Source organism: Salipiger sp. PrR003 (assembly GCF_010500785.1).
Classification (GTDB): domain Bacteria; phylum Pseudomonadota; class Alphaproteobacteria; order Rhodobacterales; family Rhodobacteraceae; genus Salipiger; species Salipiger pacificus_A.
Window position 1 is genome coordinate 110,729 of the sequence record NZ_JAAGOV010000021.1, and the last position, 25,164, is coordinate 135,892.

Below are 25,164 nucleotides of genomic sequence, written 5' to 3' on the forward strand. Positions count from 1 at the left end.
CGGCCCGGCGCGCTTTGGGGGGTCGATTTTTCAGGGAAGGGGCGCGCAGCGGCCGCTGGTGGAGCGCCCATCCGTCCGCAGCGCACAGAAAAAGGCCACGGCGCGGGGCCGTGGCCTTTGCAATCTTGCTGCCGGAGCGATCCGGCTGATCCGCGGATCAGCCGCCCAGCGAGTCCAGGTAGGCGATCAGGTTCACGCGGTCCTCGGGCTTTTTCAGGCCGGCGAAGGACATCGCGGTTCCGGGCGCCACACCCTTGGGGTTCTCGAGGAAGTGGAAGAGGTTCTCGGGGGTCCAGACATCGCCGACCTGCTCGAGCGCGCCGGAGTAGGAGAAGCCGTCCACGGCGTCGATGTCGCGCCCGACGACGCCGTCGAGATGCGGGCCGGTGGCGTTGGTGCCGTCAATCTTGTGGCAGGCACGGCACTTGCCGAAGACCTTCTCTCCCTTGCCGGCATCGGCCGAGGCCATGAGCGTGGCGAAGTCGACCGTCTCTTCCTCGGCGCCGCCGCCGGCATCGGCGACCTCGATCACGTAGGAGGCCGTTTCCTCGCCATGGCTGCCGCCGACGTGGTAGAGGCTTTCGCCGACCCAGCTTCCCAGAAGGTAGATCAGAAAGGCGCCGCAGACGCCGCCCACCACTTTCGTCAAGGTCATGGTATCAAACATATGTCGCGTGTCCTCCCCAGGTCGGGCGTCGAAAGATAACCGTCGATCAGTGGTCTACGGCTTCCCTTGGCGTCTGGCAAGGTATACTAGCCGCGACCAAATGCCCACAAGCTGCAAGTGTTTCCAAAACGACGCGAGACTGAAATGACCAACCGCATTGCCTTCCAGGGAGAGCTTGGCGCCTATTCGCACCAAGCCTGCCGAGACGCCCGTCCCGACATGGAGGCACTGCCGTGCCGCACCTTCGAGGACACGATCGAGGCGGTGAAGAGCGGTGAGGCGGATCTGGCCATGCTGCCGGTCGAGAACTCCACCTACGGGCGGGTCGCGGACATCCACTCGCTGCTGCCGCACTCTGGGCTGCACATCGTTGACGAGGCCTTCGTGCGGGTGCACATCAACCTGCTGGCGCTGCCGGGGGTGCCGCTCGAGAAGATCGAAAAGGCGATGACCCATACCGTGCTGCTGGGCCAGTGCCGGAAGTTCCTGTCCGAGCATGGCATCGCCCGGCTGACCGGCGCCGACACGGCGGGCTCGGCGCGGCAGGTGGCCGAGATGGGCAAGCCCGAGATCGCGGCGCTGGCCTCGGAACTGGCGGGAGAAATCTACGGCCTCGACGTGCTGGCGCGGCACATCGAGGACCAGGGCAATAACACCACCCGCTTCCTCGTCATGTCGCCCGAGGCGAATCACGAGCGCCGCGGCGATCACGGCATGATGACCACCTTCGTGTTCCAGGTGCGCAACATTCCCGCCGCGCTCTACAAGGCGATGGGCGGTTTCGCCACCAATGGCGTCAACATGACCAAGCTGGAAAGCTACATGGTCGGCGGATCGTTCACCGCGACGCAGTTCTATGCCGACATCGAGGGCCATCCCGAGGACCCGGCGGTCAAGCGGGCGCTGGAGGAACTCGACTACTTCACCGAATACCTTGAAATCCTTGGGGTCTATCCGCGCGATCCGCGCCGCGACTGATCCGGGGCAGGGGGAGGACCCATGCAAGACAAGATGGACGACAAGATCCTGGCGCGCGCCTCGGCCACCGGGCCGCGGCGGGTGATCGGCGTCGGCACGATGGGCGGGCTCGGCCTGCTGCTGCTCTGGCTGGCGGTGATGCAGCCGCCGGCGAACCCGCTCTGGCTGGTGTTCCTGATCGTGCTCGGCGTGGCGGCGCTCTGGGTCGCGCAGATGATGTGGCGCGTGACCTCGCGCGAGCTGCTGCTCACCGACGACGCGCTGAGCGACAGCTCGGGCGCGGTGATCGCGCGCATCGCCGACGTGGTGAAGGTGGACCGCGGCGCCTTTGCGCTCAAACCCTCGAACGGCTTTGCCCTGACGCTGAAGGCACCGGGCAAGCGCGCGTGGTATCCGGGGCTTTGGTGGCGCACCGGTCGGCGGGTTGCCGTGGGCGGGGTGACCGCCGCGCGCGACACCAAGCCGATGGCCGACATCATCTCGGTGCTGGTGATGCGCCGCGAGGGCGAACTGCCGCCGGAGATGTGATCCCGGGGCACCCCGAAGAGCAGAAAGGCCGCAGCGATGCTGCGGCCTTTTGCGTAGGGTGGTGGGCGCGGGCGGGGATCAGCTGTCCCAGCCAGCCTCATTGTTGTAGCTGCCGTCGGTGTTGTCGCAGTCGGTGGCGTTCTCGGCGTTGTTGTTGCACAGCGAGTTGCCCGAGGCGTCCTGGTCGCCGTTGCCCCAGCCGTTGTTGCCGCTCTTGTTGTTGTAGAGAAGCTGCGGCGCATAGCGCGGCTGGGTGAAGCTGTAGGCCTTGATCGGGAAGGCGGAGAGACCGACCCGGAACAGCGGGTAGTAGTCGTCCCAGGTCTCCACCAGGATCACCTGCGCGGCATCGGCCAGGATCGGCAGGCGGTTGCGCATCCCGCTAAGGTCGCCGTTGGTCAGCGGCGCCGGATCGCCGCGCACGACGGACCATTCGACCGAGTAGTTGTCCTTTTTCTCCGAATAGCTGACCACGGTGATCCGAAGGTCGGTCTTATAGAGGTCGCCCTCGGCGAAGCCGGCGTTTTCGCGGTCCTCTCCGTAAACCGCGTTGCCGGTTCGGGTGAACAGTTTCAGCAGCTTGTAGGCGTTGTCGATATAGGTGTCGGTGATCTCGTCGGTTTCGCGCGAGAGCGCATCGCCGATGACGTAGTTGGCCTTCTGGTTCACCGAGGTCTCGCGAAAGACGTCGAAATAGACCCAGCAGGCTGCGAAGATCACCACCAGGATGGGCAGGGTGATCATCGCTTCCATCGTCACGTTGCCCTCGGTGTCGCGGGCAAAGCGGGTCAGGCGCGAAGCGAGGGATCTCTTCAGGGTCATCATGTCCTCACTCCTCACAGCGGTTCGTGGACGAAGGCCGAGGTGGCCACCAACGCGGTGTAGCCCTCGTCGTCCTTGTACATCGACGAGGCCAGCGCTCCGCCGGGCGAGATCGGGCGGTATTTGAAGCAGGCGCGCAGCAGCATGGTCTCATGCTGACCGCCGTGGACGAAGCTGCGCATCGGCGTGACCGTCAGGTTGGTGTCAACGCAATCCGGCGAGGCCGCGGGCGCCACCCAGTTGCGCATGTCGAGGCCGACCATTTCGAGCTGCAAGGTCTCGACGCAGCTTCCGAGGATGGGCGCGCGGTCGCAGATCATCTCCTTGAGCGAGTCGGCCGTGTAGAGCGTGCCGGTCCCGAGCTTGACCTCGCGCACCGTCTCGTCGAGCGCGCGGTCCAGCGCGGTCTGGCGCATGGTGGCAAAGCCCGATTCGACGCTGGCGATGAGCAGGCCGACGAAGACCGGCGTCCAAAGCGCGAAGGGGATGACTGCCGAGCCGTTCTCGTCACGGCCGAAACGCCGCAGGGCGGATTTCAAGGAGCCGATCATTGGGTCAACCTCAGCTGGTTGAGGGTGTGCGCGATGGTCGAGAAGGCTTCGCTGATCTCCGTCCCCTCGACGCGGAAGAAGTGCGAGGGAGAGGAGGCACAGCTTTCCATCACGTCCGCGCCGTGGTCTGCGACCTCGAAGCCGATGGACCAGATGATGATGCCCTTGTCCTTGGCGGCGGTGCAGATGTTGTCCAGCAGCGTGTCGCCCGTCCTGGCGTCATACTTCTGGTAATAGAAGTTGCCGCGCTGCCATTCGTAGACGTTGCGGTTCAGCCAGTACCAGAGGTTGTTCTTGCTCCACTGCACGTACTCGGATTCCGAGTTGTAATATGCATCGCGGATGCGGAACGACTTGTCGTGCTGCCCGTCGGTCATCAGGACAACCGTCTTCAGCACGTCCTCGTCGCCGTAGTCCACCGGACGACCCTCGAAGACCGAGTCCACCTCGCCATCGGCAATCAGCCCGCTGGCGATATTGCGGCTCGAGGGATCGAGCAGCGCCGCGCCCCATTTCATCCCGAGGAAGATCGAGGTGCCGGCGCGCGGCGTCAGCTTTCCGATCTGCCGCTTGAGCGCCGTCGCATCCTGGCTGAACGGGGTGATCCGCTCGTAGTCGTAGCGCGGGCAGACCGTGTCGGTCAGCGTGTTCCTGCCGTCGTAGTTCCACTGGAAATGCTGCATCTGGTCATAGCGGATCGAGGTGTCGAGCTCGGTCGAGCCGAAGACCGAATTGGGCATCTCGAGGCAATGCGAGAAACCGTGCTTCCAGTTCACCGGCAAGTAGCTCAGGATCTCGGGGCCAGCGTTGACCTGCTCGGAATAGGGCACCAGCGAGATCGAGACCAGATCGTCGCTTCCGTCCGACAGCAGGGTGTCGACGAAGTCGCTCGCGGCGGCCTTGAGGTTTTCCATCTTGTTGTTGTTGACCATCGAGCCGGAAATATCGACGACCAGCGAAACCTCGACCTTGTTGAACCGTTCCGTGGCCTGGGCGTGTCCCGAGGCCGTGGTCGTGTCGATGCCGAGCAGGCCGATGAAGTTCGAGGGCGCCTCGACGAAGCCGTCGGCAGTGACGATCCGGTAATTGAGGCCCTCGTCCACATCGGAGGAGACCAGCGCATCGCCAAGGCCCATCTTTGCCATGTAGTCGGCAACGACGTCCTCGGGGTCGAGAATTTGATCGAGGTCCGCGGCGGCAAGCACCGCGCGGTCCAACGTGTTCTGTACCTTGGTGCGATTGAGCTCGGTGAACACCATGTCCACACCAATTCCGCCAAACGCTATCATCACTAACGAGGACACAAGCGCGAAGTAGGACATGCTGCCCTCTTCGTCACGGAGAAAGGCATCGCTGCCGCGCATCCGCGCCATCAGCGAAACCCTGCTCCGGGCGCGAAATACGCGCCAGCAAGCAGTCTGCTTTTCCATGATATAAGATACCCTTTTCTCGACCATTGCTGACGCAAGGCCTTCAGAACTCACCACACTACGAGGGGAACTATCGGAACGCTTGATGGCTAAAATGCGGCTCATTTCACGGCGAAATTGGGACCTACGGCTCGCGGTCAGGGACAATACCGGGGGCTTTCGAGGGGCAGGTTCCGGAGTCAGAACAATACGTTGCCCATCGGTTAGCAAACGGTTTCGCCGCGACAGGTTTTCGGTCAGTAATGAAGGGCCGCCGTCTCTTGCTCCTCCGGACTGTCCGGCACCGCGGCAGCAGACGGCACTCCGCGCTTCGGCGCGGACCGGCAAGCGTGCGTTTGGCCAGGAGGAGATCCAATGAACGTCTTACCATCCAACGAGCCGACATTCCGCCAGAGCGTCGATCTGATGTTCAACCGCGCCGTGGCGCTGATGGACCTGCCGCCGGGACTGGAAGAGAAGATCCGTGTCTGCAACGCGACCTACACCGTGCGTTTCGGGGTGCGCCTGCGCGGCAAGATCGAGACCTTCACCGGCTACCGCTCGGTGCACTCGGAGCACATGGAGCCGGTCAAGGGGGGCATCCGCTACGCTGCGGCGGTGAACCAGGACGAGGTCGAGGCGCTGGCCGCGCTGATGACCTACAAATGCGCGCTGGTCGAGGCGCCTTTCGGCGGGTCCAAGGGCGGTCTGCGGATCGACCCCACGCAATACGAGGAGCACGAGCTCGAACTGATCACCCGGCGCTTCGCTTACGAGCTGTGCAAGCGCGACCTGATCCATCCCAGCCAGAACGTGCCCGCGCCCGACATGGGCACCGGCGAGCGCGAGATGGCCTGGATCGCCGATCAATATGCACGGATGAACACCACCGACATCAACGCGCGCGCCTGCGTGACCGGCAAGCCGCTCAACGCCGGCGGCATTTCCGGGCGGGTCGAGGCGACGGGGCGCGGCGTGCAATACGCCCTGCGCGAGTTCTTCCGCCACCCCGAGGACGTGGCCAAGGCCGCGCTTTCGGGCGGGCTCGCGGGAAAGCGGGTGATCGTGCAGGGTCTTGGCAACGTGGGCTATCACGCCGCGCGTTTCCTGTCCGAAGAGGATGGGGCGATCATCACCGGGATCATCGAGCGTGACGGCGCGCTCTACGATCCCAAGGGGCTCGATGTCGAAGCGGTGAAGGATTGGATGACCAGCCACGGCGGGTTGGTTGATTACCCCGACGCCATCCACACCCGCGATGGCGGCGCGGTGCTGACCGAGGACTGCGACATTCTCATTCCTGCCGCGCTCGAGGGGGTGATCAACCTCACCAATGTCCACAGGGTTCAGGCCAACCTGATCATCGAGGCCGCAAACGGGCCGATCACCGCGGGCGCCGACGACATCCTGCGCAGCCGTGGCACGGTGGTCATCCCCGATCTGTTCGCGAACGCCGGGGGCGTCACCGTGTCGTACTTCGAATGGGTGAAGAACCTCAGCCACATCCGCTTCGGGCGGATGCAGCGGCGCCAGGAAGAGTCGCGGCACCAGTTGGTGGTGGACGAGCTCGAACGGCTCGACATCGCCATGGGTGACGCCTGGACCCTCGATCCGGCGTTCAAGGCGCGTTACCTGCGCGGCGCGGACGAGCTGGAGCTGGTGCGGTCTGGGCTCGATGACACGATGCGCACCGCCTACCAGTCGATGCGCGAGATCTGGCACGGGCGCGACGACGTCACCGACCTGCGCACCGCCGGGTTCATCGTCGCGATCGACCGGGTGGCCAAGAGCTACAAGGCCAAGGGCCTTTGATCTGCCGGGGGAGGGGCGTGGCGCTGCCGCGCCCCTTGCCATGCCTGGGCCGCACCCGGGCCGCGCCTAGCGCAGCCAGCGGTGCATCACGTCGTTGCCAAGCGCGCGGGTCTCCACCAGCCGGAAGCGCGGCGCCTCGCTCAGGGTGTCGACCCCCATGGCGCCGACGCCGGGCCGCCCCTCGGCGCCGAGCGCAAGGCCGGCGGTGAAGCCGACCAGCTCGTCGACGAGATCGGCGGCGAGCAAGGAGGCGGCGAGCTGACCGCCGCCCTCGCAGAACACCCGCGTCAACCCCTGCGCGCCAAGTGCCGAGAGCAGCGCCCCGGGATCGAGGCGCCCCGCGGTGACGCGGCTCTGGATCAGGGTCGCGCCGCAGCTCTTCCAGGCCCGGCGGGTCTCGGCGGCGGCGTCGGAGCCATGCACGATCCACACCGGCACCTCGCGCGCGGTCGAGGCGAGCCGGCTCATCAGCGGCACGTCGATCAGCCGCGAGGCGATCACCCGTATCGGCTGGTGCACCTCGCCCCAGCCGCGCACGGTGAGTTCGGGATCATCTGCGCGCGCGGTGCCCGCGCCGACCATCACCGCGTCATGCGCCGCGCGCAGCCCGTGCACGGTGCGGCGCGCCTCGGGGCCGGTGATCCATTGGCTCTCGCCGGTGGCTGTGGCGATGCGCCCGTCGAAGCTGCTCGCCAGCTTCAGCGTCACCCAGGGGCGGCCCTCCTCGGTCTTCAGGAAAAAACCCGCGTGGTCGTGCGTCGCCTCTTCGGCAAGCACGCCGGTGGCCACCTCGATGCCCGCCTTGCGCAGCATCTCGAAGCCCTGGCCCGAGACGCGCGGATCGCTGTCGGCGATGGGGGCCACCACCCGCGCGACGCCCGCCTTGATCAGCGCCGTTGCGCAGGGCGGGGTCTTGCCAGTGTGGGCGCAGGGCTCGAGTGTGACATAGGCGGTGGCGCCACGGGCGCGCGGGCCGGCATCGGCCAGCGCCACGGCCTCGGCATGCGGGCGGCCGCCGGGCTGGGTCCAGCCGCGGCCGACAATCCGGCCGTCATTGACCAGCACGCAGCCGACGGCGGGGTTCGGCCAGCACTTGCCCATGCCCCGGCGCCCAAGGCGCAGGGCGTGGGCCATGTGGCGGGCATCGTCGGTCACGCGGACATGCTCCCTTTTTGCCGGTGCGGGCTCACTTCTCGGTGTGGGTGCCCGGGCGCAGCTCGCTCACGAACTTGTCGAAATCGTCGGCCGCCTGGAAGTTCTTGTAAACGCTCGCAAAGCGCACGTAGGCCACCGTGTCGATCCGGGCGAGCGTCTCCATGACGATTTCGCCGATCTGCTTCGACTGTATGTCGGTCTCGCCGAGGCTTTCAAGACGCCGCACGATCCCCGAGATCATCTGGTCCACGCGTTCCGGATCGATCGGGCGTTTCTGCAGCGCGATGCGGATCGAGCGCTCGAGCTTGTCACGGTCGAAATCCTCGCGCCTGCCGCTGGTCTTGATCACCACGAGGTCGCGCAACTGGACCCGCTCGTAGGTGGTGAACCGGCCGCCGCAGGCGGGGCAGAAACGCCGGCGACGGATCGAGACATGGTCCTCTGCCGGGCGTGAATCCTTGACCTGGGTGTCGATATTTCCACAAAACGGGCAGCGCATGCCTTCCCCCAATCACTTCGTTCCAACGTGGGCATGAGGTTATCCCTCATTTATCCACAGCCACTATAGGGGAGCGCCCAGAAATTGGGTAGAGGTCAAATCACCCCGCAAGATGAAGGGCGTTGAAAATCTGCGGGACGGACCTAAAGCGCTATGAAAACGGCCTTGCCCGCCTTCACGCGCAGAGATGGGCCAAAATCTCGCGCCGGTGCGGCGCGCTGCGGTGCTCGAAAAGATAGATGCCCTGCCAGGTGCCGAGCGACAGCTTTCCACCGGTGACAGGAATGGAGAGCGAGACCGGCAGCAGCGCCGCCTTGATGTGGGCGGGCATATCGTCCGGGCCTTCGTAGGTGTGCGTGAGATAGCGCATCGACGGATCGCTGCTGGGTGGCACCAGCCTGTGGAAGAACTCGGTGAGATCGCTGCGCACCTCCGGGTCCGCATTCTCCTGAATGAGCAGCGAGGCCGAGGTGTGGCGGATGAAGAGCGTGAGAAGACCGTCGCCTTTGCCGGTCCCGCCGACCCATCGGCTGACGTCACGGGTGACCTCGTAGAGGCCGGGGCCTCGGGTCTCAACGGTGAAGAGCGTCTGCATTGGCGTGGGCGCCTCGCTTTCGGATTGGGAGTCCAAGGCGTAGCAAGCGGGGCGCGGGAGTGCCAGCGCCCACGCTCCAGACCGTGGCCCAGACCGTGGCCTCAGACCGTGGTGGCGACGCAGCGCACCTGCGGCAGGTCCTCGGACGACTGGAAGAGCAGGGGCGTGCCGTCGTCTGAGACGGCGGCCATGGAGCCGACCTGTTGCAGCGTCTCGCGGCACTGTGCCAACTCGTGCGGCGCGACCTCAATTTCGATGACCGTTGCGGCGCCAGGGTTCAGCGCCTCGGTCGCGGCATAGGCGGCGACGGCGGTGCAGGTGGCGGCGGCAGTGAGCAGTGCAAGGCGTTTCATCAAGAGTCTCCGTTACTGGTCAGCAGGTACGGTCGGCAAGAAAACGCTGGTGCGTCGAAAATCGTTCCATTTCCGCCGCGTGAGGTCCGACCGGTTCACGTCGAGGCCCGGCTGCATGGGCGGCGGCACGCGGCGCCCTACCTTTGAGCGGAGCCGCGCCGGGAAGCCGGCGCTTCGAGTTTCACGGCAATTTCCTTCGGGAGGATTAAGCATGAATCGCAAGACCCTCTTCATCACCGGTGCCTCCTCGGGCATCGGCGCACAGACCGCCCGCGCCGCGGTCGAACACGGCTGGAACGTCGGGCTCTTCGCCCGCTCCGAAGACAAGATCGCAGAGTTGGAAAAGGAGCTTGGTGCGCACGCGCTGGCGCTGCCCGGGGATGCGACCTCGCTGCAAGAGCAAGAGGCGGCGATGGCAAAGCTGGCCGGGCATTTCGGTGATGTGAACGCCGCCTTTGCCAATGCCGGGACGGGCCTTTCGCAGTCGGGCACCCGCAAGGGCGATCCCGAGGAATGGGAGGCCCTCGTGCGGCTCAACATTCTGGGGGTGCTCTGGACCGCCAAGGCGGCCTCTGCTTACTTCGTGAAGAACCGCGGTCATCTTCTGATGACTGGCTCGGCGGCGGGGCGGACGACCATCAAGGGCTCGCTTTACGGCGCCTCGAAGTGGTTCGTGCACGGCTACGGCGGCAATCTCGCCGAAGAATTCCGCGAGTGGGGTGCGCGGGTTACGGTAATTGCGCCGGGCATGGTGGACACGCCCTTCTTCGACGAGGCAAAGCCGGACAAGCTCAAACCCGAAGACATTGCGCGCTCGGTGATCTTCGCGCTCGAGGCCGATCCGCGCGCGAATGTGCGCGAGGTCTTCGTTATGCCGGTGAACTGAAGCGGGACACCGCGCCGCCTGCGGAACGGGCGGCGCGGCAACGCGTGATGCCGCGAGGTCACGCAGGGCTTTACAAGCGCAGACCAAGTCGCTCAGGTGTGGGAGGTTTCCCCCAGTTCCGGACCTGATGAATGGCGATCACGGCAAGTATCTATCACCTGACGCATTACAAGTACGACCGCCCGGTGTCGCTCGGGCCGCAGATCATCCGGCTGAGGCCCGCGCCGCATTCGCGCACCCGGGTGATCTCGCATTCGCTGAGGGTCTCGCCCGAGGGGCACTTCGTCAATCACCAGCAGGATCCCTATGGCAACTGGCTGGCGCGCTTCGTCTTTCCCGAACCGGTGACCGAGTTCAAGATCGAGGTTGATCTGGTCGCCGACATGACGGTCTACAACCCGTTCGATTTCTTCGTGGATGAGAGCGCCGAGGCCTTTCCTTTTGAATATTCGCAGGACTTCGCCGAGGACCTGTCGATCTACCGCACCCCCGAGCCGGCCGGGCCGCGGCTGCAGGCTTATCTTGACACGATCGAGAAGAGCGCGCCGCGTACGGTCGACTACCTCGTCGGACTGAACGCCCGGCTGCAGAAGGACATCGGTTATATCGTCCGCATGGAGCCCGGGGTGCAGACCCCCGAGGAGACCTTGCATTTGGCGAAGGGCTCGTGCCGCGACACCTCGTGGCTGCTGGTGCAGATCCTGCGCCACCTCGGCTTCGCGGCGCGCTTCGTGTCGGGCTATCTCATCCAGCTCAAGCCCGACCTCGTCTCGCTCGACGGGCCGGCGGGCACCGATCACGACTTCACCGACCTGCACGCCTGGTGCGAGGTCTACATCCCCGGCGCCGGCTGGATCGGGCTCGACCCGACCTCGGGGCTGCTGACCGGCGAAAGCCACATCCCGCTCGCCGCCACGCCGCACTACCGCAACGCCGCGCCCATCGTCGGGGGCTATGCCGCGCCGCCGGACACGCAGACCGACTTCGACTTCGACATGCAGGTGACGCGTGTGGCGGAGCACCCGCGCATCACCAAGCCTTTCTCCGACGAGGCGTGGGAGGCGCTGGATGCGCTCGGGCAAAAGGTCGACGCCGAGATCGCGGCGCAGGACATGCGGCTGACCATGGGCGGCGAGCCCACCTTCGTGTCGATCGACGATTTCGAGAGCGCCGAGTGGAACACCGCCGCTGTCGGCCCGCAGAAGCGCGCGCTTGCCGACCAGCTGATCCGCCGCTTGCGGACGCGCTTCGCGCCGGGCGGCTTCCTGCACTACGGGCAGGGCAAGTGGTACCCCGGCGAGACGCTTCCGCGCTGGACCTTCTCGCTCTACTGGCGGCGCGACGGCAAGCCGGTGTGGAAAAACCCCGACCTTGTGGCGAAGGAGACCGCCAAGGGCGCCGACGCCGCGCAGGCCGACAGCTTCATGACCCGGTTCGCCGAAACCCTCGGGCTCAGCGGCGATTACGTGCATCCTGCCTACGAGGATCCGGCCGAGTGGATTCTCAAGGAAGCCGACCTGCCGATGAACGTGACGCCGGAGGATTCAAAGCTCAAGGATCCCGAGACCCGCGCCCGCATCGCCCGGGTGTTCACCCGCGGGCTCGACGAGGCGGCGGGCTTCATCCTGCCACTGCAGCGCTGGCAGTCCAAGGCGAGCGGGCCGAAGTGGCGCTCGGAGCACTGGAAGACCCGGCGCGGGCATCTCTTCCTGATCCCCGGCGACAGTCCGGTGGGCTTCCGCCTGCCACTCGGCGCGCTGCCCTTCGTGCCGCCGTCGGCCTATCCCTATGTCTATCCCGCTGACTCCAGCATCCCGCTGACCGAGCTTCCGGATTTCCACGCGCAGCAACAGGAGCGCCGCGCGCGGCTGATGAAGGAGCTGGAGCGCATCGCCGAGGAAGAGCGCGAGGCCGCCGCGTCGCTGCCCGAGGTCACCCCGGGCCACGATCAGCCGGTGAGCGCAGCGCGCGACGTCGGGCGGCGGCAGCGCATAATGGAGCAGGGCGTCGATCCGGCAGGGGGCGCGGTGCGCACCGCCATTGCCATCGAGCCGCGCGATGGGCGGCTCTGCCTCTTCATGCCCCCGGTGGAAGCGCTGGAGGATTATCTCGACCTGCTCGCCGCCGCCGAGACCACCGCCGAGGAGTTGGGCCTGCCGATCCATATCGAGGGCTACACCCCGCCGCATGACGCCCGGCTCAACGTCATCCGCGTCGCCCCCGATCCCGGGGTGATCGAGGTCAACGTCCACCCGGCGCACAGCTGGGAGGACTGCAAGGCGATCACCAATGGCGTCTACGAGGAAGCCCGCCAATGCCGCCTCGGGGCAGACAAGTTCATGATCGACGGCAAGCACACCGGCACCGGGGGCGGCAACCACGTGGTGGTGGGCGGCGAGACGCCGAACGACTCGCCCTTCCTGCGCCGCCCCGACCTCATGCGCTCGATGATCCTGCACTGGCTGCGGCATCCCTCGCTGAGCTATCTCTTCTCGGGGCTCTTCATCGGCCCGACGTCGCAGGCCCCAAGGATCGACGAGGCACGGCACGACAGCCTCTACGAGCTGGAGATCGCGCTGGCGCATTTCCCGGCGCCGGGGCAGGGCGAGCCGCCGCTGCCCTGGCTCACCGACCGGCTCTTGCGCAACATGCTGATCGACGTCACCGGCAACACCCACCGGGCCGAGATCTGCATCGACAAGCTTTACTCGCCCGACGGGCCGACCGGGCGGCTTGGCCTTGTCGAGTTCCGCGGCTTCGAGATGCCGCCCGACGCCAAGATGAGCCTTGCCCAGCAGGTGCTGATCCGGGCGCTGCTGGCGCGCTTCTGGAAGGCCCCGATCCAGGGCAAGCCCACGCGCTGGGGCACCACGCTGCACGACCGCTTCATGCTGCCGCATTTCGTCTGGCAGGATTTCCTCGACGTGCTGCGCGACCTTGGCGATCACGGTTTCGCCTTCCGCCCCGAGTGGTACGAGGCGCAGCGCGAGTTCCGCTTCCCCTTCGCCGGGGAGGTCGAGTACGACGGCGTCCATCTCGAGCTGCGACAGGCGCTCGAGCCCTGGCACGTGCTGGGCGAGCGCGGCGCCATCGGCGGTACCGTGCGCTACACCGACAGCTCGGTCGAACGCATGCAGGTGCAGCTCACCGCCACCGAGCCGGGGCGCTATATCGTCGCCTGCAACGGTCGAGCCGTGCCGATGGCCGAGACCGGCGCTTCAGGCGTCAGGGTCGGCGGCGTGCGCTTCAAGGCGTGGCAGCCCGCCGAGGCGCTGCACCCGACGCTGCCGGTGAACGCGCCGCTGACCTTCGACATCTTCGACACCTGGACGGGTCGCGCGCTGGGCGGCTGCCGCTATCATGTGGCGCATCCGGGTGGGCGCAACTACGACACCTTCCCGGTCAATACCAACGAGGCAGACGCGCGCCGGCTTGCCCGTTTCGAGAAACTCGGGCACACCCCGGGCAGCTATTGGCCCGCGCCCGAGACACCGCATCCGGAGTTCCCGATGACGCTCGACCTGCGCCGCCTGCCGGGGATCTGATGCCGTGGTGGCGGACACAAAACGCCCGCCGCCGGAGACGGTGGCCAAGTTCCTCCAAGGCTACAGCCCCCCGCCGGGCGTGGCCGACGAGCTCTTGCGCTCCGATGGCCGTCTCCGCCCCGTCTGGCAGCCGCTGATCCGCCACCTCGCCGCGCAGAGCACCGAGGCCCGCGCCCGCGCCTTTGCCCGGGGCGACCAGTACCTGCACGACACCGGCGTCTACTTCCGCCAGCACACCGGCGAGGGCTCGACCGAGCGCAGCTGGCCGCTGAGCCATGTGCCGGTGGTGATCTCGGGCCGCGAATGGGCGACGCTCTCGGAAGGCATCGTGCAGCGCGCCGAACTGCTCGAGCGGGTGATGGCCGATCTCTACGGGCCGGGCAATCTGGTGAAGCAGGGGTACCTGCCTGCCGACCTGGTGGCGCGCAACCCCGAGTGGCTGCGCCCCATCGTCGGCGTGCAGCCACGCTCGGGGCATTTCCTGCATTTCCTGGCCTTCGAAATCGGTCGCTCGCCAGACGGCTCGTGGTTGGTGCTGGGCGACCGCACGCAGGCCCCCTCCGGGTCGGGTTTCGCGCTGGAGAACCGGATGGCCACCGGCCGGGTGTTCCACGACCTCTTCCCCAAGGCCAACGTCGAGCGGCTGGCGGGCTTCTTCCGCAGCTTCCGCGACGCGCTGATCGGCCTGCGCGCCGACGACCGCAGCCGGGTCGCGATCCTCACCCCGGGCCAGCACACCGACACCTACTACGAGCACGCCTATATCGCCCGCTACCTCGGCTTCATGCTGCTGGAATGCGAGGATCTGGCGGTGCGGAGCGGCCAGCTCAAGGTGCGTACCGTGGCCGGGGACCAGCCGGTCTCGGTGCTCTGGCGGCGGCTCGACTCGCGCTTTGCCGATCCGCTGGAACTTGACGAAAGCTCGGCCCTCGGCACGCCCGGCATGGTCTCGGCACTGCGCGCCGGGGCGATCACCATGGTCAACTGCCTCGGGTCCGGGGCGCTGGAATCGCGGGCGCTCATGGCCTTCCTGCCGCGCATCTGCGAGGCGCTGACCGGCGAGCCCCTGAAGCTGCCCAACATCGCCACCTGGTGGTGCGGCCAGCCCTCGGAGCGTGCCTATGTGCGCGACAACCTGCACCGCATGCTGATCGGCCCGGCGCAATCGACCAAGCTGCCCTTCGACATCGACGCGGGCACCGCGCTCGGCGGGCGGTTCCGTGGCGGCGTGCATGGCTCGGTCTCGGACTGGCTGGAGCGCGAGGGCGAGACGCTGGTGGGGCAGGAGGCGGTGACCCTTTCGACCACCCCCGCCATGGTCGGCGACCAGCTTCTGCCGCGCCCGATGGTGGTGCGTGTCTTTGCCGCCCGCACGCCGCAGGGCTGGACGGTGATGCCCGGCGGCTACGCGCGCATCGGGCGCACGGGCGATCCCACCGCGCTGGCGATGCAGGCGGGCGGCTCGGTGGCCGATGTCTGGATCACCTCGGACGCGCCTGTCGCCCGCGAGACGCTCGCCCCGCGCGACACGGGGCCGTTCCTGCGCCGCCAGCCGGGTCTGCTGCCGGCGCGGGCGGCGGACAACCTCTATTGGCTCGGGCGCTACGTCGAGCGGGCCGAGAACGGCGTGCGGCAGATCCGCGCCTACCACCTGCGGCTCGAGGACTACGGCCCCGACGCGCTTCCGCTGTTGGAGAGCCTCGCGCGGTTCCTGGCGGGCTACGGTCTCGATCCGTCCGAGGAGCCGGTGCCGCCGGGGCTGCTGCAGCTCTTCGACGTCTCGCGCGGTTGCGCGGCCAAGGTGCGCGACCGTTTCTCCACGGACGGCTGGAACGCGCTTTCGGACCTTGCCACCACCGCCCACGAGGTCGCCGAGGGCTGCCATCCCGGCGACGACGCCGCCCGCGCGATGAGCCTGCTGCTGCGCCGCATCGCCGGCTTCTCGGGCCTCGTGCACGAGAACATGTTCCGCTTCCTCGGCTGGCGCTTCCTCACCTTGGGGCGGGCGCTGGAGCGCGCCGACCAGATGGCCGCCTTCCTTGCCGCCTTCACCGACAGGGCCACCCCGACGGGCGGGCTTGATCTGGCGGTCGAGGTCGGCGACAGCGCCATGACCCACCGCCGCCGCTACTCGGTGGAAACCTCGCGCGAGACGGTGATCGATCTCTTGGCGCTCGACGCGGGCAACCCACGCTCGCTGCTCTTCCAGCTCGACGTGCTGATGGCCGAGGAGGCGCGGCTGCGCCCGGCGGGCAGCAGCGGCCTGCCCGAGGCCGGGCGGCGCATCCTGCTGTTGCGCACCGCGCTCGCCGTGGCCGCCCCCGAAGAGATCACCCCGGCCCGCCTGCGCGGCTTCCGCGCCGACCTCGCGGCGATCTCCCACGCGCTGACCGCGCATTACCTGAGCTGACCCCGGAGCCGCCCATGTCCCAGCTCTACGACATCTCGCTGCGGATCACCTATGAATACGCCCATCCCGCCGGGGCCAGCCGCACCTTGCTGCGCATCCTGCCGCGCGCCCTGCAGGGGCAGCAGCTGCTCTCAGGGGCGGTGACCGCCGATCCCGCTCCGAGCTGGCGACGTGATGGAAAGGATTTCTTCGGCAATCCGACCTGCGAGATGGCCCATGATATGCCGCTGAGCGAGATCGCCTTCGCCTTCTCGGGCCGGGTGCGCAAGGCGCGGCCGGTGGACGGGCTCGACCTCTCCGGCGGGCTCGGCGCGTTGGCGCAGGAGCTTGCGGGGGTGCGCAGCATCGGGCCTGAAAGCCCGCATCACTTCCTTGGCGCCTCGCCGCGGCTGCCCGCCGCGCCCGAGATCGCCGCCTTCGCGCGGGGCACGCTGAGCTCCGCCCTGTCGGTGCGCGCGGCAATCGAGGCGATCAGCCACCAGCTCCACAGCGAGTTCACCTTCGACCCCGAGGCCACCGAGGTCACCACCGCCGCGATCGAGGCCTTTCGCGCCCGCCGCGGCGTCTGCCAGGACATCTCCCACGTGATGATCACCGCGCTGCGCAGCCTCGGCATCCCTGCGGGCTATGTCTCGGGCTTCCTGCGGACCCTGCCGCCCGAGGGTCAGCCGCGCCTCGAGGGCGCCGATGCCATGCATGCCTGGGTCCGCGCCTGGTGCGGGGTCGAGCTGGGCTGGGTCGAGATCGATCCCACCAACGACATGTTCGCCGGTGCCGATCACGTCACCGTCGCCTACGGGCGCGATTATTCCGACGTGGCCCCGACGCGCGGCTCGCTGCGGTCCGAGGGCAGCCATGTGACGACGCATTTTGTGGACATGGTGCCCGTCTGAGCCCCCCGCCGAGACCCAGCCCGGGCCCGCGCCGCCATTGACGATTGCGCAACCTCTTTGGCGCATGCTGCCGCGAGGGGCGCCAAGGGGGCAGGCGATGCGGCGGATCGATGAGAAACTGGCGAAGATCGCGCAGGGGCGGTACGGGCCGCGCGATTTCATCCTGACCTTCTGCAAGGATGCGGACCTTGTGCGCGGCTGTTCCGCCGCCGGGCGGGACGAAAACGGCCGGCTGCGCAACGCCCCGGCCTACCGCGCTGACATGCGCCGGGTCATAGAAAGCGATCTGGCCGACATCGTGCTCAGTTCCCTGGCCAACGCCGAGATCTTCAGCGAGGAGGGGATCTATGCCCGCTCCAACGTCACACCGGCCGTACGCCTGACCGACAATACCGACATCTGGCTGGTGCGCGGCGGGCGCTACGCGCAGGTCCCCGCCGTGCCCTTCCGCAGCTCGCGGCTGGAAAACGTGCGCCCGGTGGCGAACCTCGGCCTCTACGCGCTCAGTTTCTACAACGACATCGACATCGACCACGCCACGCTGCGCGCCTATGCCGAGTTTCGCCAGATCGCCGCCTCGGTGGGGCTGCGCCACTTCCTGCGGGTCGCCGATCCGCCCATCCCCGTCGACACCGGCCCCGAGGAATATGGCGCATATCTCAACGACGTGCTGACCCGCAGCCTCGCCGGCGTCGCCAGCAAGGAGCGGCCACTCTTCGTCGAGGTCGGCTACCACGGCCCCCGCCTGATGGAGGAACTGGCCAACTGGGACCCCACGCGGGTGATCGTCGGCCTCACCGGCTGCAAGGAGGGCACCACCCGCGACTGCCTCGAGCGGCTGGCGCAGGGCGAGCGCTACGGCGCGCGCACCGCCAGCTTCAGCCGGCTGGACTTTCAGTGCGAGGATCCCGTGCTGATGATGCGCGCCATGCGCCGCGTTGTGCGCGAGGGCGTGAGCTCGCGCGAGGCGGTGCAGGCCTACCATGCCGAGCTCGAGGTTGCGGGGCTGCCTCCGAACCGGCCCCTGCAGGAGGACCTCGAGCTCACCGTGCCCCTGCTCAGCCGAAACCACAGCCGCGCCGCCTGACGCATGCGGGCGGTCCGCCCGGTTTGTCGCCCGCCGCCGCCGCGCCTGTCTGCATCTGCGGCTGCCACGGCGGTTTCCGCTTTTCCCTCCCTCCGCCTTTCTCCAGAAGGGGGCACGGCAAGAGAGGGTGCGTCATGGAAGATGGAAGCGGGTTCTGGATTGCGGCGGCGCTGGCGACCTTCTGCGTCGGCGCCTCCAAGGGCGGCATGCCGGTGATCGCCATGCTCGGCGTGCCCATGCTGACGCTCTTCATCTCTCCCGCCGCGGCCGCCGGGCTGCTCTTGCCGATGTACATCCTGTCGGACGTCTACGCGATCTGGCTGTTCCGCCGCAATTTCTCGCGCCGCAACCTGAAGATCCTGATCCCCGCTGCCGCAGTCGGCATCCTGCTGGCCTTCCTGTGCATCTCGCGGGTGCCGCCCGAGATCGGCAAGCTGATCGTCGCGCTGGTCGGGCTTTACTACCTTGGCGACACGCTGCGCAAATGGCTGGTGCGGGACCACGCTGCCCGGCCCGCCGATGTCCCGCGCGGGCTCTTCTGGGGCGCGCTTTCGGGTTTCACCAGCTATATCTCCCATGCCGGCGGTCCGCCGTTCCAAGCCTATACCCTGCCGCAGATGATGCCCAAGATGACCTACGTGGGCACCCAGGCCATTGTCTTCGCCTGCATCAACTGGATGAAGCTGCCGCCGTATATCGTCGCCGGGCAGGTGACCTGGGACAGCCTGCAGCGGGTGGCGCTGCTCGCGCCCGTGGCGCTTTTTGGCGCCTGGTCCGGCCAGCGGCTGGTGCGGTGGCTTCCCGAGCGGCTCTTCTTCGGGGTGGTGCGCGCAGCGCTGGGGCTGCTCAGCCTGCGCCTCCTGTGGGAGGTCGCCCGCGCCTGGGGCTGGCTCTAGGCGCGCTGCCGCGGTTTCCCCCGGGCGGACATGGCCCGGAGGGGCAGCCGCGGATCCCCGCAGCATGCGGGTCGCCAGGTTCTGCGGGCTCCCGCGCTTGCACGCCGCAGGGCCGGGCGCTAACACCAAGGCTGCAATTCACGGAGGGCGCATGGCCAAAGCTGACTGGATCGCGGTGGACTGGGGCACGTCGAACCTGCGCCTTTGGCGCATGGCGGCGGATGGCACGGTGCTCGACCGCGCCGAGAGCGACGCCGGAATGGGCCGCCTTTCCCCCGAGGACTTCGAGCCGACCCTGCTGGGGCTGCTGTCCGATCTCGACACGGAAACTCCGGTGATCATCTGCGGCATGGCCGGGGCACGGCAGGGCTGGGCCGAGGCGCCCTACGTCAAGACCCCCTGCGCCCCGCCCGGCGTCGCCGAGGCGATCACCGTGCCGACGCGCGATCCGCGCCTGAACGTGTGCATTCTGCCCGGCGTTGCGCAGGACCGTCCCGCCGACGTGATGCGCGGCGAGGAGACGCAGGTCGCGGGCTTCCTTGCGCTCAACCCGCGGTTCGATGGGGTGATCTGCCTGCCCGGCACGCACAGCAAGTGGGTGCATGTGAGCGCGGGCGAGATTGTCTCCTTCCGCAGTTTCATGACTGGCGAGATCTTCGAGCTGCTGAGCCAGAAGTCGGTGCTGCGGCACGGGCTTGGCGGCGGCTGGGACGAGGCGAGCTTCGCCGAGGGCGTGGATCAGGCCATGGGCCGCCCCGCGGCTTTTGCCGCCGAGCTCTTCACCCTGCGCGCAGAGGGGCTGCTGCACGGGCTGCCGCCCGAAAAGGCCACGGCGCGGCTCTCGGGCCTGCTCATCGGCATGGAGCTCTCGGCGGCGAAACCCTACTGGCTCGGCCAGAGCGTCGCCCTTCTGGGCGCCTCGAAGCTGGTGGCGCACTACCGCAGCGCGCTCGAGACGCTGGTGGTGCCGGTGGTCATCGCTGACGCCGAACGCATGACGCTGGAGGGGCTGAAGGCAGCCCGCAAGACGGAGAAGACCGAATGACCCGCGAGATCATCGCCATCCTGCGCGGCCTCACCCCCGAGGAGGCCCCGGCCGTCACCGAGGCGCTGATCGGCGCCGGGATCACCAAGATCGAGGTGCCGCTGAACTCGCCGCGCCCCTTCGACTCCATCGCCAAGATGGTGCAGGGCTTCGGCACCGACGCGATCATCGGTGCGGGCACGGTGCTTGCCCCCGAGGAGGTGCTGCGCCTGCAGCAGATCGGCGCGCGCATGGTGGTCTCGCCCGACATGAACCAGCGGGTGATCATGGCCACCAAGAAGGCTGGTATGCTCAGCTATCCCGGGGTGCTGACCCCGACCGAGGCTTTCACCGCGCTGCGCACCGGCGCCGACGGGCTGAAGTTCTTCCCCGCCTCGCTGGTCGGCCCCGAAGGGGTGAAGGCAATGAAGGCGGTGCTTCCCGAGGCCACGGCAACCTATGCGGTGGGCGGCGTCAGCGCCGGGAACATGGGCGAATGGCTGGCGGCGGGCGTCACCGGCTTCGGCATCGGCACCTGGCTCTACAAGCCGGGCCGCAGCCTCGACGAGGTGGCCGCCCGGGCGCGCGAGGTGGTTGCTGCCTATGACACGGCGCAGGAGGCGGAACTGGCGGGCTGAGCACGGCCGCGCTAGCTTGTCTGCCAAAGGGGCAGGGACAGGACGCGCGCCATGAGCCAGACCAGGGACGATCAGACCGGGGTCGATAAGACCGGGCAGACCAGCGACGATGCGATCCGCCCCGGCGAGACCGCGCTCGAGCTGCCGCCAGCGCGGGACGCAGAGCTTCGCTTCATCGGCCGAATCCGCACGCCCTTTGCCAGCCGGCGCGATTGCCCGCGGCAGGGCGATCTCGACGGCCCCGAGTGCCGCATCGAACTCGACCCGCAATGGGAGCCCGCTCTCGAGGGCATCGAGCGGGCAGAGCGCATCCAGGTGCTCTACTGGCTCGACCGTGCGCGGCGGGACCTTCTGACCCAGACACCCCATGGCAACACCACCCGTGGCACCTTTGCGCTGCGCTCCCCGGTGCGACCCAATCCGATCGGCATTTCTTCGGTCCGGCTGGTCCGGCGCGAGGGCGCGGTGCTGGTGGTCCAAGGGCTCGATTGCGTCGACGGGACCCCGCTTCTGGACCTCAAGCCGGACCGGTGCGAGCACCGCGAACGGCCGAAGAATGGTTGATTCAATAACGCCCAATCCTTACGCAATCACGCGATTTTCGCCGCGTTTCTGTGCGTATGGCCTGCGCGGTCTGGGGGAGGTCCGGCCTTGCGGCGCACCACTCCTTGTCGCGCTTGCCGCGATGACAGAGGGTCCGCGAGGCAAGCGGAGGACACGTCCATTCCCTATGATAATCCCCAGATGAGCGCGCCTTCTGCCCCGCCGGGGAAGATCGCCGCGCAGCGTGCCCGCGGACGCGCCCGGCTTGCCGCGCGGCGTCGCGGGGCCGCCAGCGTCATCGGGGATCTGCACATGTCAGGTAGCTCCAAGCTGCTCTTCCCGCGCGCATTGGACGCGCTGCAGGCGGTCTATCTCAACAGCTCGGGCGGGGTGACCGGGGGCGACGCCTTTGACATCACGGCCACCGCCCGCGAGGGCGCGCATCTGGCGATCACCACGCAGGCCGCCGAGCGCGTCTACCGCGCGCTGCCCGGCGAGATCGGGCGCGTCGACACGCAGTTGACCCTCGAAGAGGGCTCAAGGCTCGACTGGCTGCCGCAGGAGACAATCCTCTTCGACGGCGCGGCCCTCGACCGGCGGCTTTCGGTCGAGATGGCCGGGGACGCGCGTCTGCTGCTCTGCGAGCCGCTGATCTTCGGCCGCGCGGCCATGGGCGAGAGCGTCACCGACCTGCGCCATGCGGACCGCATCGATATCGCGCGCGCCGGACGGCTCGTCTGGTCCGACCGGCTTCGCCTCAACGGCGACGCTGCCGCCTGCCTTGCCGATCCGGCCATCGCCGAGGGCGCGCGGGCCATGGCCACCGTCGTTCTCGCAGCGCCCGGCGCGGCGGCACAGGTCGCGCCGCTGCGCGGGATGCTGCCCGAAACCGGCGGCGTTTCGGCGCTTGATCCCGACCTTCTCGTGCTGCGCCTGCTCGCCATTGACGGCTTCGAGCTGCGCCGCCACCTTTGCCCCATACTGCGGCGGCTTTCGGGCGCCGAACTCCCAAGACCCTGGATGATCTGACCATGCAACTGACTCCCCGCGAAAAGGACAAGCTTCTGGTGGCGCTCGCCGCCGAGGTGGCCCGCAAGCGCCTCGCGCGCGGCGTGAAGCTGAACTACCCAGAGGCCGTGGCGCTGATCACCGACGCGGTGGTCGAAGGCGCCCGCGACGGCCGCTCCGTCGCCGAGATGATGGAGGCCGGCGCGCAGGTCATCACCGCCGAGCAATGCATGGAAGGCATCCCCGAGATGGTGCACGAAGTGCAGGTCGAGGCGACCTTCCCGGACGGCACCAAGCTGGTGACCGTGCACAATCCCATTCGGTAAAGCCGGGTTCTCGGGAACCTCCGGGGCCACGAGGCACTTTGAAGACCACAGGTGACAAAATGAAATACCTCCTTCCGATCCTTGCCCTGCCGCTCGCAACCCCGGCGCTCGCGCATTCCGGCGCGCACCTGCACCCGCATGGCGCCGAGACGTGGTTGACCGCCGTGGCGGTGCTGGCCGTGGCGGCCTGCGCCGGCTGGCGCATGTTTGGCGGTGGTCGCAAATGATCCCGGGCGAGATCCTTCCCGCCGCCGGTGAGCTTGTGCTCAACGATGACCGCGAGGCGATCACCCTGATGGTCGCCAACACCGGCGACCGCCCGGTGCAAGTGGGGTCGCACTACCATTTCGCCGAGACCAACCCGGCGCTCGACTTCGACCGCGATGCGGCGCGCGGCCTTCGGCTCGACATCGCGGCGGGCACCGCCGTTCGCTTCGAGCCCGGCCAGCGTCGCGAGGTTCAGCTCATCCCGTTCTCGGGAGAGCGCAAGATCTACGGCTTCAACCAGAAGGTCATGGGGGCACTCTGAGGTCTCCTCTTCCAGCGATAGGGACGGCAAGCATGTTCGAAGCATTTACGGCACTGACCGGCAGCATGATGCGGCTGGGGTTCCTCGGCGCCGAGGCGCAGAGCGTGATGACCTACCGGATGCTGGGGTTCGCCGGCATGTGGTCGGTTCCCTCGACCGAGGTCTACCGGATGACCGCCGAGAAGGGTCCGGCCTTCATCCAGGCTTGGTCGCAAGCGAGCGCGGCGATGATGCGCGGCGCGCCCGCGCCGGTGGTGATCAACGCGTTTTCCCGACCGCTGGAAGTGAAAGCCCGCCGCAACCGCAAGCGGCTGAGCCGGCGCGGGCCGCAGTTCCGCCCCGGTCAGCGCTCGGGCTGGTAGGCGCGGTCAGGGCAGGGAGGAGCGGCGATGGTCTACCTGACACCCTTCGACTGGGCGGCGCTTATGCTGCGCGGCGCGAGCCAGATGCTCGCGGTCCAGGCGCAATGGACCGAGGTTTACCTTGGCCATGTCCGCAGGCGGGGGGCTGCAATGCCGACCGCCAAGGCGACCGTGCTGCCCTTCGTGCGCCCGGCGCCCCTGGCAACGATGGGCATCTGCGGCCCGGCGCGGGTGAAGTGAGGGCCCGCCTTGCACGCAGCGAGCCACGCATATTCCTCTTTGGTCAGGCCGGCCCCGGCGCGCCAGCGACTGGCACGCCGGGGTGCGTATCTCTCAGGCGTCGGGCAGCGGCGGCAGGCTACGCAGGTAGAGCACGACGGCATCGAGATCGCCCTCGGTCATATGCGCGAAATAGCCATAGGGCATGGGCGGCATCATCGCCGAGCCGTCGGGCCGCGTGCCAGTGGTGATCATCTTCTTCAGATCGTCGTCGCTGTAGCCCGCCAGCCCGTCCTCGGAGCTGGTGAGATTGGGCGCGGTGACGCTGCCCCAGGGGCCGTGGAATTCGAATCCGCCCTGACCGAGGTGCTCGGGATCGGTCATCGGGCCCTTGTCGCTCATCGGCGAATGGCACTCCATGCAATGGCTGACGGCGGTGGCGAGGTATTGGCCGTAGTCCGCCGACACGCCGCGCGCGGGCGGGGTGATGCTCTCGACCGGCGGGCCGTAGGCCGGGGGCAGGGGGATGTTGTAGACCGAGTCCGGGACTTCGTTGTCGACAGCCGGGAGCGTCCGCAGGAAGGCGACGATCGAAGCCAGATCGTCATCGCCAAGACCGCGGTACATGGCGATGGGCATGGGCGGGCCGATCACCGAACCGTCGGGCAGGATGCCCTCGCGGATGGCGCGGGCCAGCTCTGCGTCGGTCCAATCCGCGACCGCGCCGGCCGGGGTGATATTGGGGGCATAGGCGGTGAACATGGGGTTGTCTTCCACGAGGCGCCCGCCGAGCTCCTTGCTCATGTCGAACCCCGCCTCGCCGAAAGGCGTGTGGCAATTGCCGCAGCCCGCCGGACCCCTGACCAGATATTCGCCGCGGGCGACATCGCCCTCCGCGGCAGCAGCCCCGGCGCCGAGCGCCAGCAGCGAAAGTCCCGCAATCGTCGACCTGGACATTCCAATCTCCTTGCTGATGAACTGGCTGGGAGGAAAAATGAACTTTGCCTGCTTGCCCGGAAGGTTACTCTTGTCCCCTAGTCTTACAAAGCGAATTCGCATTGCCGCCCTTGCAGGGATATCGCTGCTTGCGCTGACTTCGGCCGAGCCGGCCCGCGCCGAATGCGCCGACGCTGTAACCACCGTCGAGATGCGCGCCTGCGCAGCGCAGGAATACGAGGCCGCCGACGCCGAGCTGAACGCGGTCTACGCGCAGGTGAAAGCTGCCGTGTCCAAGGAGGTCATGGGCTATGTCCGCGAGGCGCAGCGGGCCTGGATCCCCTTCCGAGACGCGGCCTGTTCCGCCGAGGCGGCCCCTTACGCAGGCGGTACGATCCAGCCGCAGATCGGGACCGACTGCAAGACGAGACTCACCCGGCGCCGCAGCGAAGATCTGCGCGCGCTCTTGCCGAATTGACCAACCCGAGGACGA

Annotated in this window: 28 protein-coding genes; 19 read left to right on the plus strand and 9 right to left on the minus strand. The window is 67.8% G+C overall.

Going from position 1 to position 25,164, the window contains the following annotated elements; all coding sequences use genetic code 11:
* Positions 1 to 157: 157 nt before the first annotated feature.
* A complete protein-coding gene (locus G0D83_RS01660) occupies positions 158 to 667 on the minus strand; it encodes a cytochrome c family protein (protein WP_164188939.1) in 510 nt (169 codons plus the stop codon).
* Between the two features lie 144 nt (positions 668 to 811).
* On the opposite strand from G0D83_RS01660, the gene G0D83_RS01665 reads away from it, so the two are divergent.
* Both G0D83_RS01665 and G0D83_RS01670 read left to right on the plus strand, forming a co-directional pair.
* Positions 812 to 1,645 (plus strand): prephenate dehydratase, encoded by an 834-nt coding sequence (locus G0D83_RS01665; protein WP_108966577.1) that lies wholly within the window; start codon positions 812 to 814, stop codon positions 1,643 to 1,645.
* A 21-nt stretch (positions 1,646 to 1,666) separates the two neighbouring features.
* A complete protein-coding gene (locus tag G0D83_RS01670; RefSeq protein ID WP_235940391.1) occupies positions 1,667 to 2,173 on the plus strand; it encodes a hypothetical protein in 507 nt (168 codons plus the stop codon).
* A gap of 78 nt (positions 2,174 to 2,251) precedes the next feature.
* On the opposite strand, the gene G0D83_RS01675 is transcribed toward G0D83_RS01670, so the two are convergent.
* Genes G0D83_RS01675 through G0D83_RS01685 form a run of 3 tightly spaced genes read right to left on the minus strand, consistent with a single transcriptional unit; the run spans position 2,252 to position 4,976 of the window.
* Positions 2,252 to 2,998 (minus strand): TadE/TadG family type IV pilus assembly protein, encoded by a 747-nt coding sequence (locus G0D83_RS01675; RefSeq protein WP_235940392.1) that lies wholly within the window; start codon positions 2,996 to 2,998, stop codon positions 2,252 to 2,254.
* A gap of 11 nt (positions 2,999 to 3,009) precedes the next feature.
* On the minus strand, positions 3,010 to 3,546 hold the full coding sequence (locus G0D83_RS01680) for a TadE/TadG family type IV pilus assembly protein (RefSeq protein WP_164188941.1): 537 nt from the start codon (positions 3,544 to 3,546) through the stop codon (positions 3,010 to 3,012).
* Positions 3,543 to 4,976: a TadE/TadG family type IV pilus assembly protein gene (locus G0D83_RS01685; RefSeq protein WP_164188943.1), complete on the minus strand. Its 1,434-nt coding sequence runs from the start codon at positions 4,974 to 4,976 to the stop codon at positions 3,543 to 3,545. Before G0D83_RS01685 ends, G0D83_RS01680 begins: the two co-directional genes overlap by 4 nt.
* A gap of 354 nt (positions 4,977 to 5,330) precedes the next feature.
* Between G0D83_RS01685 and G0D83_RS01690 the strand changes: the two genes are divergently transcribed.
* Positions 5,331 to 6,767: a Glu/Leu/Phe/Val dehydrogenase gene (locus G0D83_RS01690; RefSeq protein ID WP_164188945.1), complete on the plus strand. Its 1,437-nt coding sequence runs from the start codon at positions 5,331 to 5,333 to the stop codon at positions 6,765 to 6,767.
* Positions 6,768 to 6,833: 66 nt separating this feature from the next.
* On the opposite strand, the gene ribD is transcribed toward G0D83_RS01690, so the two are convergent.
* From ribD to G0D83_RS01710, 4 genes are all read right to left on the minus strand, one after another.
* A complete protein-coding gene (ribD, locus tag G0D83_RS01695; RefSeq protein WP_370457127.1) occupies positions 6,834 to 7,922 on the minus strand; it encodes a bifunctional diaminohydroxyphosphoribosylaminopyrimidine deaminase/5-amino-6-(5-phosphoribosylamino)uracil reductase RibD in 1,089 nt (362 codons plus the stop codon).
* A 31-nt stretch (positions 7,923 to 7,953) separates the two neighbouring features.
* On the minus strand, positions 7,954 to 8,421 hold the full coding sequence (nrdR, locus tag G0D83_RS01700) for a transcriptional regulator NrdR (RefSeq protein ID WP_108966569.1): 468 nt from the start codon (positions 8,419 to 8,421) through the stop codon (positions 7,954 to 7,956).
* A 175-nt stretch (positions 8,422 to 8,596) separates the two neighbouring features.
* Positions 8,597 to 9,016, minus strand: a complete 420-nt coding sequence (locus G0D83_RS01705) for a secondary thiamine-phosphate synthase enzyme YjbQ (RefSeq protein WP_108966567.1) — start codon at positions 9,014 to 9,016, stop codon at positions 8,597 to 8,599.
* Between the two features lie 101 nt (positions 9,017 to 9,117).
* The gene (locus G0D83_RS01710) at positions 9,118 to 9,369 is read right to left on the minus strand and encodes a hypothetical protein (protein ID WP_164188946.1); all 252 of its coding nucleotides are present in this window, start codon (positions 9,367 to 9,369) and stop codon (positions 9,118 to 9,120) included.
* A 211-nt stretch (positions 9,370 to 9,580) separates the two neighbouring features.
* Here G0D83_RS01710 and G0D83_RS01715 point away from each other — a divergent pair, with 211 nt between their 5' ends.
* From G0D83_RS01715 to G0D83_RS01780, 15 genes are all read left to right on the plus strand, one after another.
* Positions 9,581 to 10,255 (plus strand): SDR family oxidoreductase, encoded by a 675-nt coding sequence (locus G0D83_RS01715; RefSeq protein ID WP_164188948.1) that lies wholly within the window; start codon positions 9,581 to 9,583, stop codon positions 10,253 to 10,255.
* A gap of 131 nt (positions 10,256 to 10,386) precedes the next feature.
* Positions 10,387 to 13,800 carry a DUF2126 domain-containing protein gene (locus G0D83_RS01720; RefSeq protein ID WP_164188950.1) on the plus strand — a complete coding sequence of 1,138 codons (3,414 nt, stop codon included), beginning with the start codon at positions 10,387 to 10,389 and terminating at the stop codon, positions 13,798 to 13,800.
* A gap of 7 nt (positions 13,801 to 13,807) precedes the next feature.
* Positions 13,808 to 16,210 carry a circularly permuted type 2 ATP-grasp protein gene (locus tag G0D83_RS01725; RefSeq protein ID WP_370457129.1) on the plus strand — a complete coding sequence of 801 codons (2,403 nt, stop codon included), beginning with the start codon at positions 13,808 to 13,810 and terminating at the stop codon, positions 16,208 to 16,210.
* Between the two features lie 14 nt (positions 16,211 to 16,224).
* Positions 16,225 to 17,103 (plus strand): transglutaminase family protein, encoded by an 879-nt coding sequence (locus tag G0D83_RS01730; protein WP_164188952.1) that lies wholly within the window; start codon positions 16,225 to 16,227, stop codon positions 17,101 to 17,103.
* Positions 17,104 to 17,200: 97 nt separating this feature from the next.
* Positions 17,201 to 18,190 (plus strand): hypothetical protein, encoded by a 990-nt coding sequence (locus G0D83_RS01735; RefSeq protein ID WP_164188955.1) that lies wholly within the window; start codon positions 17,201 to 17,203, stop codon positions 18,188 to 18,190.
* 134 nt (positions 18,191 to 18,324) lie between these two features.
* Complete coding sequence (locus tag G0D83_RS01740) at positions 18,325 to 19,086, plus strand: sulfite exporter TauE/SafE family protein (protein WP_108966554.1); 762 nt, start codon at positions 18,325 to 18,327, stop codon at positions 19,084 to 19,086.
* Positions 19,087 to 19,237: 151 nt separating this feature from the next.
* Positions 19,238 to 20,131, plus strand: coding sequence for a 2-dehydro-3-deoxygalactonokinase (locus G0D83_RS01745; protein ID WP_164188957.1), 894 nt, complete (start codon positions 19,238 to 19,240; stop codon positions 20,129 to 20,131).
* Positions 20,128 to 20,748 carry a 2-dehydro-3-deoxy-6-phosphogalactonate aldolase gene (locus G0D83_RS01750; RefSeq protein ID WP_164188959.1) on the plus strand — a complete coding sequence of 207 codons (621 nt, stop codon included), beginning with the start codon at positions 20,128 to 20,130 and terminating at the stop codon, positions 20,746 to 20,748. The genes G0D83_RS01745 and G0D83_RS01750 overlap by 4 nt, the downstream gene beginning before the upstream one ends.
* A gap of 51 nt (positions 20,749 to 20,799) precedes the next feature.
* The gene (tsaA, locus tag G0D83_RS01755) at positions 20,800 to 21,312 is read left to right on the plus strand and encodes a tRNA (N6-threonylcarbamoyladenosine(37)-N6)-methyltransferase TrmO (protein WP_164188961.1); all 513 of its coding nucleotides are present in this window, start codon (positions 20,800 to 20,802) and stop codon (positions 21,310 to 21,312) included.
* A gap of 180 nt (positions 21,313 to 21,492) precedes the next feature.
* Positions 21,493 to 22,320, plus strand: coding sequence for an urease accessory protein UreD (locus tag G0D83_RS01760; RefSeq protein WP_164188963.1), 828 nt, complete (start codon positions 21,493 to 21,495; stop codon positions 22,318 to 22,320).
* A 2-nt stretch (positions 22,321 to 22,322) separates the two neighbouring features.
* Positions 22,323 to 22,625: an urease subunit gamma gene (locus tag G0D83_RS01765; RefSeq protein WP_164188965.1), complete on the plus strand. Its 303-nt coding sequence runs from the start codon at positions 22,323 to 22,325 to the stop codon at positions 22,623 to 22,625.
* A gap of 59 nt (positions 22,626 to 22,684) precedes the next feature.
* A complete protein-coding gene (locus G0D83_RS31805) occupies positions 22,685 to 22,852 on the plus strand; it encodes a hypothetical protein (RefSeq protein WP_203595175.1) in 168 nt (55 codons plus the stop codon).
* Entirely contained in the window at positions 22,849 to 23,154 is a 306-nt protein-coding gene (locus G0D83_RS01770) for an urease subunit beta (protein ID WP_164188967.1), read from the plus strand. Before G0D83_RS31805 ends, G0D83_RS01770 begins: the two co-directional genes overlap by 4 nt.
* 32 nt (positions 23,155 to 23,186) lie before the next feature.
* Positions 23,187 to 23,516 (plus strand): antifreeze protein, encoded by a 330-nt coding sequence (locus G0D83_RS01775; protein ID WP_164188969.1) that lies wholly within the window; start codon positions 23,187 to 23,189, stop codon positions 23,514 to 23,516.
* Positions 23,517 to 23,543: 27 nt separating this feature from the next.
* Entirely contained in the window at positions 23,544 to 23,756 is a 213-nt protein-coding gene (locus tag G0D83_RS01780) for a hypothetical protein (protein WP_108966538.1), read from the plus strand.
* 93 nt (positions 23,757 to 23,849) lie between these two features.
* Here the strand turns inward: G0D83_RS01780 and G0D83_RS01785 are convergent, their stop codons facing one another.
* Complete coding sequence (locus G0D83_RS01785) at positions 23,850 to 24,692, minus strand: c-type cytochrome (RefSeq protein WP_164188971.1); 843 nt, start codon at positions 24,690 to 24,692, stop codon at positions 23,850 to 23,852.
* 70 nt (positions 24,693 to 24,762) lie between these two features.
* On the opposite strand from G0D83_RS01785, the gene G0D83_RS01790 reads away from it, so the two are divergent.
* Positions 24,763 to 25,149, plus strand: a complete 387-nt coding sequence (locus G0D83_RS01790) for a lysozyme inhibitor LprI family protein (protein WP_235940394.1) — start codon at positions 24,763 to 24,765, stop codon at positions 25,147 to 25,149.
* Positions 25,150 to 25,164: the final 15 nt, after the last annotated feature.

What these genes read in the sequence shown, in the direction of transcription:
- G0D83_RS01660 (WP_164188939.1), bottom strand. Translation starts at nt 667, where the DNA reads ATGTTTGATACCATGACCTTGACGAAAGTGGTGGGCGGCGTCTGCGGC.
- G0D83_RS01665 (WP_108966577.1), top strand. Translation starts at nt 812, where the DNA reads ATGACCAACCGCATTGCCTTCCAGGGAGAGCTTGGCGCCTATTCGCAC.
- G0D83_RS01670 (WP_235940391.1), top strand. Translation starts at nt 1,667, where the DNA reads ATGCAAGACAAGATGGACGACAAGATCCTGGCGCGCGCCTCGGCCACC.
- G0D83_RS01675 (WP_235940392.1), bottom strand. Translation starts at nt 2,998, where the DNA reads ATGATGACCCTGAAGAGATCCCTCGCTTCGCGCCTGACCCGCTTTGCC.
- G0D83_RS01680 (WP_164188941.1), bottom strand. Translation starts at nt 3,546, where the DNA reads ATGATCGGCTCCTTGAAATCCGCCCTGCGGCGTTTCGGCCGTGACGAG.
- G0D83_RS01685 (WP_164188943.1), bottom strand. Translation starts at nt 4,976, where the DNA reads ATGGAAAAGCAGACTGCTTGCTGGCGCGTATTTCGCGCCCGGAGCAGG.
- G0D83_RS01690 (WP_164188945.1), top strand. Translation starts at nt 5,331, where the DNA reads ATGAACGTCTTACCATCCAACGAGCCGACATTCCGCCAGAGCGTCGAT.
- nrdR (WP_108966569.1), bottom strand. Translation starts at nt 8,421, where the DNA reads ATGCGCTGCCCGTTTTGTGGAAATATCGACACCCAGGTCAAGGATTCA.
- G0D83_RS01705 (WP_108966567.1), bottom strand. Translation starts at nt 9,016, where the DNA reads ATGCAGACGCTCTTCACCGTTGAGACCCGAGGCCCCGGCCTCTACGAG.
- G0D83_RS01710 (WP_164188946.1), bottom strand. Translation starts at nt 9,369, where the DNA reads ATGAAACGCCTTGCACTGCTCACTGCCGCCGCCACCTGCACCGCCGTC.
- G0D83_RS01715 (WP_164188948.1), top strand. Translation starts at nt 9,581, where the DNA reads ATGAATCGCAAGACCCTCTTCATCACCGGTGCCTCCTCGGGCATCGGC.
- G0D83_RS01720 (WP_164188950.1), top strand. Translation starts at nt 10,387, where the DNA reads ATGGCGATCACGGCAAGTATCTATCACCTGACGCATTACAAGTACGAC.
- G0D83_RS01730 (WP_164188952.1), top strand. Translation starts at nt 16,225, where the DNA reads ATGTCCCAGCTCTACGACATCTCGCTGCGGATCACCTATGAATACGCC.
- G0D83_RS01735 (WP_164188955.1), top strand. Translation starts at nt 17,201, where the DNA reads ATGCGGCGGATCGATGAGAAACTGGCGAAGATCGCGCAGGGGCGGTAC.
- G0D83_RS01740 (WP_108966554.1), top strand. Translation starts at nt 18,325, where the DNA reads ATGGAAGATGGAAGCGGGTTCTGGATTGCGGCGGCGCTGGCGACCTTC.
- G0D83_RS01745 (WP_164188957.1), top strand. Translation starts at nt 19,238, where the DNA reads ATGGCCAAAGCTGACTGGATCGCGGTGGACTGGGGCACGTCGAACCTG.
- G0D83_RS01750 (WP_164188959.1), top strand. Translation starts at nt 20,128, where the DNA reads ATGACCCGCGAGATCATCGCCATCCTGCGCGGCCTCACCCCCGAGGAG.
- tsaA (WP_164188961.1), top strand. Translation starts at nt 20,800, where the DNA reads ATGAGCCAGACCAGGGACGATCAGACCGGGGTCGATAAGACCGGGCAG.
- G0D83_RS01760 (WP_164188963.1), top strand. Translation starts at nt 21,493, where the DNA reads ATGAGCGCGCCTTCTGCCCCGCCGGGGAAGATCGCCGCGCAGCGTGCC.
- G0D83_RS01765 (WP_164188965.1), top strand. Translation starts at nt 22,323, where the DNA reads ATGCAACTGACTCCCCGCGAAAAGGACAAGCTTCTGGTGGCGCTCGCC.
- G0D83_RS31805 (WP_203595175.1), top strand. Translation starts at nt 22,685, where the DNA reads ATGAAATACCTCCTTCCGATCCTTGCCCTGCCGCTCGCAACCCCGGCG.
- G0D83_RS01770 (WP_164188967.1), top strand. Translation starts at nt 22,849, where the DNA reads ATGATCCCGGGCGAGATCCTTCCCGCCGCCGGTGAGCTTGTGCTCAAC.
- G0D83_RS01775 (WP_164188969.1), top strand. Translation starts at nt 23,187, where the DNA reads ATGTTCGAAGCATTTACGGCACTGACCGGCAGCATGATGCGGCTGGGG.
- G0D83_RS01780 (WP_108966538.1), top strand. Translation starts at nt 23,544, where the DNA reads ATGGTCTACCTGACACCCTTCGACTGGGCGGCGCTTATGCTGCGCGGC.
- G0D83_RS01785 (WP_164188971.1), bottom strand. Translation starts at nt 24,692, where the DNA reads ATGTCCAGGTCGACGATTGCGGGACTTTCGCTGCTGGCGCTCGGCGCC.